This is a genomic window from Gracilimonas sp. (genome assembly GCF_035704785.1).
Lineage (GTDB): Bacteria > Bacteroidota > Rhodothermia > Balneolales > Balneolaceae > Gracilimonas.
Map to the genome: position 1 here is coordinate 1 of NZ_DASSWP010000080.1, position 5847 is coordinate 5847.

Here is a 5847-nt window from a genome sequence, read left to right on the forward strand (position 1 = left end):
CCCATCTGACGGCTGTTTAAGGGTCAGGCATTCCAATCCCACAAAGAGCCGTCTGATGGATGCAATTAGGCTTGGTTGTACCATACGGTCCTCTCCCTCGCTGAATGAACAAGTTCATTACGCATTCCCTCTCCAAAGAGGGACAGGTTCTTGCTACACCTACTATGCCGGATAATTATTTCCAACCATTACTTCAATATTAAATGTTCCTTGTTGAATATTCAACATTCCATTCTGGATGGTGAATGCAGCTCAGGTTGCCTGATAGGGGTTTATATGAGACATAAAAAAGCCTGATGCAGGTGCCATCTCAACAAGAAAAAAATCACCCCTCATACCCATCAGGGTTCTTGGACTGCCATCTCCAGGTGTCTTCGCACATTTCTTTGATGCCGCGGGTGGCTTTCCAACCGAGTTCATGCTCGGCTTTGGTGGGATCGGCGTAACATTCGGCAATATCTCCGGGGCGACGGGGAGTTACCTTGTAAGGGATCTTTTTACCGGAAGCTTCTTCAAAAGCCTTTACCATATCGAGGACACTGGAGCCTTTGCCGGTTCCGAGGTTATAAACCAATAGGCCCGGATCCGAATTTAGTTTATCAAGGGCTTTTAAGTGACCTATAGCCAGATCCACCACATGGATGTAGTCCCGAACGCCGGTGCCGTCGTGGGTGGGGTAATCATCCCCGAATACGGCCAGTTCATTCAGCTTGCCCACGGCAACTTGGGAAATATAGGGCATCAGATTATTGGGAATGTCATTGGGGTCTTCGCCGATCAGCCCGCTTTTGTGCGCGCCGATCGGATTAAAATAACGCAACAGAGCGATATTCCAGGAGTCATCTGCGATATGCAGATCTTTCAATATATTCTCAATGAAAAGCTTGGTTCGTCCATAGGGGTTTGTGGCAGAGAGAGGGGAGTCTTCAGTTATCGGTACTTTTTGAGGATCACCATAAACAGTTGCAGAAGAGGAGAATACAATATTTTTAACACCGTGCTTCTTCATGACCTCACACAGGTTAATGGTACCGGTAATGTTATTGTCATAATACATGAGGGGTTTCGCAACTGACTCACCCACAGCCTTGAATCCGGCAAAATGGATCACGGAATCGATATCATGATCAGAAAAGATCTTATTGACCTGCTCTTTATTCAATAGATCCTCTTTAAAAAGCGTGAGGTCTTTTCCGGTAATGTCCTTGACTCTTCTGAGCGATTCTTTGCTGCTATTAGAAAGATTATCGATCACAATCACCTCATGGCCATCGTTCAGCAGTTCTAAAACAGTATGACTACCAATATATCCTGCTCCGCCTGTTACAAGTACATTCATGATCTATTACTATTAGGTTTTTTCTTTCAGCTCTTCAATGATCTCATCACAAATACCCCGGATCTTATCGGATGAAGCTTTCAGTTCCTTATCCGGTTTTTCATCCCAAAGCAGTGTTTTTGCGTGCTCGTACTCTTCAATGATCTGATCAAGGCCAAGCATTTGTGCCACGGGCTTTATCTTATGTCCGGCTTTACGGAAGTTGGTTTCATCGCGCACCAAAAGGAATTTGCTGTAATTAGTGGAAAATTCATCAAATGAATCAATAGCTGCATTAGCGAATTCACGTATATATTTTTCTTCACCGTAGAGCATTTTCGAAAGTCCCGAAAAGTCTATTAACGTATTATTCTTCTTCAATCTCTTAATCTTCGTTTACGGGTTCAACAATATTGTGAGGGGTGGGCTTTCCAAATTCATCCAGATGCACAAACACTATTTTATCGATGCTTATGATTGTTTCTTTACTGAATTTATTGCGCACCAGACATTTAACGGTTATAGAAGTCCGCCCGAATTTAACGGTTTCCATGCCAATTTCAATAACTTCACCCAATTTCGCTGAATGGACAAAATTTATTTCGGACATGAATTTAGTGACAATATTACCTTTACCGAGCTGACAAAGCACATATATAGCTGCTTCCTCATCGATCCAGGATATTACGGTACCGCCAAATAGGGTGCCGTGTGCGTTAAGGTCTTCCGGTTTAATTAGTTTTCTGCTAAAAAATCTCATTTTATCCTTATAGTTTATTAGTACCTTTAAGATAAGAGTTAAAGCAATAATGAAGTAATTTCATTTTGACTATTAGAATTAGAAAGTTTTATTGGACAATCAATAGAACTAATATTATTGTAACAAAGGGAGAATTTTGTACTCTCTATGTAAATAGAATTTATCACGGCTTAAACTTATGAAGACAATAGCATTAACAAATCAGAAGGGCGGAGTTGGCAAAACAACGACTACCATTAATCTTGGGGCCGGACTTGCTAAACTAGGCAAGAAAGTGCTTCTGATAGATCTGGATCCACAGGCTAATTTAACCTATTCGTTAAGAACTCACTCTCACAGACTTGATAAAACCATTTATCATGCCTTAAGAGGCACTGTAAGTATTGATGAGTTAATTATAGAGCACAATGGTTTTGATTTCGTTCCGTCTTCGTTGGAACTTTCCGGAGCTGAACTTGAATTGGCGAGTGAACCGGCAAGGGAAGGTCTATTGAAGAACGTAATGAAAGACCTGGAAAAGAATCATGATTACGACTATGTACTCATTGATTGCCCGCCTAACTTAGGTCTATTGACGCTGAATGCTTTTACAGCCGTAAAAGATATTTTCATTGTTCTTCAATCAGAATATTTGGCGCTTCACGGACTCTCAAAACTGCTTGATCTGGTTAAGGTTGTGCAGCAACGGCTGAATAATCAGCTGGAAGTGGGTGGCATTATTTGTACACTCTATGACAGCCGTAAAAATTTGAACAAAGAAGTGGTGGGGCATATCAAAGATTATTTTGGCCCTAAAGTATTTAAGACGATCATTCGGGATAATGTGGCCCTTGCTGAAGCCCCGAGTCACCATAAAACGATATTTGAATACGATGGCAACAGCGCAGGTGCGCAAGACTATTTCGCTCTAGCTAAGGAAATCAAAAACGGCAAGTAAGAAATGAGTAAGAAAAAGAGCCTTGGACATAATCCGCTGGCATACAGTACGCGGAGACATGCTTCTTTTGACTTCATTAATCCCACCGGGAGTGATGAAGACGAAGAGTTTGACAAGGACGCGTCTAACGACGAACATGACGAACATAAAGTGACTAAGATCACTGCCAGTTATTACCTGGAAGAACCGCTGGTCAAAAGAGTTAAAAGTCTGGCTGACCAAAAAGATGTATCCTATTCAGCCTTAGTTAATGATATTCTTAAAGATTCGTTGAAAAATATCACATCCAAAAGTGATGCTTCCGCCGAGTAATTTTATTGTTTTTATCCACGTTGCTTTTCTTATAATGTGCCGCATATAAAAGGCACTATGTTTCATTCCTATTACTCACATTCTTTAGATCAACTCGCGCAACAATTTTCTGAGATCCTCAGATCTGATGCATCAGACCCGCTGAAACCGACTTGGGTAGTAGTTCAGAATAATGAGATCAAAGAGTGGCTTTCATTAAAGGTAGCTGCCCATCAGGGGATTGCCGGTAATTTCAGATTCATATTTCCCTCAGAATTTCTGTGGACACTGTACCGTCTTAAAAGAGAAGAGGTGCCCCGGGTATTGCCCAGCGACTTAAATGCCATGCAGTGGCTATTGTTTGATCTGTTGACGAAGGAAACTGATCTGCTTGGTGAAGTCCCGTTTTATGATGTTTCAGAAGATCATCCCAAGAAGAGATTTTATTTTTGCTCTCAGTTAGCGGATAACTTTGATCAGTATCAGGTTTATCGCCCCGCTATGATGGAGAAATGGCTCAAAGGGGAGTACACCTCCAAAAACATTAACGAGCGCTGGCAGGCGATAATTTGGAGGCGTTTGAACAAAATCGGTTTCTCGGCTCCAGGATTAGAAGATATTCCCCGTCGGTCACAAGCATTCATTGAACTTATTGACTGGATGGATGACGGGGATGCATTTCTCGATAATATACCGGGTCGGGTTTTTGTATTCGGTCTTTCACATGTCCCACAGCCATTTATGCAGATCATCTGTGAATTATCTAAACATAAATATGTTCACTTCTTTGGCCGGAAAACGGCTAATGTGCAGGGAGATTCAGGGCTGGATTCCTTGTACGATAACTGGAAAAAGCCTGAAACAGAACGGGATTCTTTATTGGATCAAATTCTTGGTAACAGGAAGTTAAAATTTACTGAAGAAGTAATAGAAGTCTCAGATCCAGCGCATAAACCGTCTATTGAAGTGCATTCCTGCCACAACAAACTCAGGGAAATACAGGTTCTAAAAGACAGAGTGCTGGAGTATTTCGATGAAAATCCAGATTCCAAACCCCATGATGTGTTAGTGATGGTTCCTGATGCTGAATCCTATTCCGGGATGTTAGAGACTGTATTCGGGGCGGATAAAGGCGAGCCGGCGATCCCGGTCTCAAGAGTGTCTATTGGAAGTGTAGAATCCTATGAATACGTACTATCTGAGCTTTTAGAGCTGATCTCATCTTCCTTTAAAGCTACCTCAGTTCTGCAGTTTATGCAGCTTGATCCTATTAAAGCTCACTTTTCTTTTTCGGATGCAGACCTTAATCTGATCGAACAGTGGGTTGTTGAAAATAAGATCCATCAACAGATCGGAGATGACTTTAATAGTCAATATTCCTGGCAGAAAGGCTTAAATCAGCTCTTGTCCGGATTTATAATGCATTCGGATAGCTTGCAAGTGTTTGAGGGCCTGGCACCTTCTCATCAGGTATCATCTTCAGATGACGGGGCTTTAACGGCAAAACTATCCCGGTTTGTTCATTTACTTAAACAAGCTTCTGAGGAAATATCCGGAAGTGAGAAAACGCCGGACCAATGGCTGGACTTCACTCGTCGTCTTGTGTATAACTTCTTTGGGGAATCTACATCCCGGGCAGGGGAATATGTTCGCCTTACAAAGCTTCTTAATAAGCTGAAGGAACAGGCTGCTTACTCAGCTATGGAAGATGGGGTTTCATTCAACCTGATAAAGTCCTGGCTCAGTGGACAGTTAGAGTCACAAAATTCTGGTTCAGGCCGTTTTGGGCAGGGTGTGACCGTGAGTTCCTATGTTCCATATCGATCGGTTCCGTTTAAGTTTATTGCCGTTTTGGGAATGAATGAAGGCGTTTTCCCTCGTAAAGCGGTAAGACCTGAGTTTGATCTTATCTATGCAGATCCCCGGCCGGGAGACCGGGTACTGAAAGAAGATGATACCTATCTGTTTCTGGAAACCATGCAGGCAGCCCGTGATCATTTATATCTAAGTTATCAGGGACAAGACCAGCGGTCAGATTCTATTCGATTGCCCTCCATTTTGATCCAGCAACTGCTTGATGTGTTACATGAAGATCCGGAAAAAGGCATAAATCGCCATAGCCTTCACCCATTCAATAAGAGATATTTTTCAGATGAAGGGCCGGTTTCCTTTTCAATTAAAAATCTGGCTTTAGCTAAGCAAACTTCTGGAGATGTCATTGGGTCGGAGAGTTTGTTTATGGATGATAGTCTTGACCTGAAGACGGATGAATTGATTACCGGGATCAATATTAACGATCTAATTAAATATTTTGGTCATCCAAGCAAGTACCTGTTGGAGAATAAATTAAATATTGGCAACTATGATACTTTTAATTCAATAGAAGACCGGGAGTCATTCAAGCTTAAAGGGTTGGAGCGGTACAAATTGGATGATCTTCTGTTTCGGTCTTTAACGAATAAGGAATCTGTTGATCGGGTGTATGAGTATGCGGTCGCTTCCTCTATGATCCCGGAGAAACTGCAGGGAGAAAAGGCCTTC

At 42.1% G+C, this 5847-nt stretch carries 6 protein-coding genes; 3 read left to right on the plus strand and 3 right to left on the minus strand.

The window, feature by feature from the left end; all coding sequences use genetic code 11:
- Positions 1–325: 325 nt before the first annotated feature.
- The 3 genes from galE to VFM80_RS04595 are packed head-to-tail and all read right to left on the minus strand — an operon-like array spanning position 326 to position 2078.
- Positions 326–1339, minus strand: coding sequence for a UDP-glucose 4-epimerase GalE (galE, locus tag VFM80_RS04585; RefSeq protein ID WP_395070015.1), 1014 nt, complete (start codon positions 1337–1339; stop codon positions 326–328).
- Between the two features lie 12 nt (positions 1340–1351).
- The gene (locus VFM80_RS04590; RefSeq protein ID WP_395070017.1) at positions 1352–1699 is read right to left on the minus strand and encodes a taurine dioxygenase; all 348 of its coding nucleotides are present in this window, start codon (positions 1697–1699) and stop codon (positions 1352–1354) included.
- A gap of 4 nt (positions 1700–1703) precedes the next feature.
- Complete coding sequence (locus VFM80_RS04595) at positions 1704–2078, minus strand: acyl-CoA thioesterase (protein ID WP_395070019.1); 375 nt, start codon at positions 2076–2078, stop codon at positions 1704–1706.
- 178 nt (positions 2079–2256) lie between these two features.
- On the opposite strand from VFM80_RS04595, the gene VFM80_RS04600 reads away from it, so the two are divergent.
- From VFM80_RS04600 to VFM80_RS04610, 3 genes are all read left to right on the plus strand, one after another.
- A complete protein-coding gene (locus VFM80_RS04600; RefSeq protein ID WP_395070021.1) occupies positions 2257–3015 on the plus strand; it encodes a ParA family protein in 759 nt (252 codons plus the stop codon).
- Positions 3016–3018: 3 nt separating this feature from the next.
- Complete coding sequence (locus VFM80_RS04605) at positions 3019–3327, plus strand: hypothetical protein (protein WP_395070023.1); 309 nt, start codon at positions 3019–3021, stop codon at positions 3325–3327.
- A gap of 57 nt (positions 3328–3384) precedes the next feature.
- Positions 3385–5847: exodeoxyribonuclease V subunit gamma (locus VFM80_RS04610; protein WP_395070025.1), on the plus strand; the 2463-nt coding region annotated here is incomplete at its 3' end.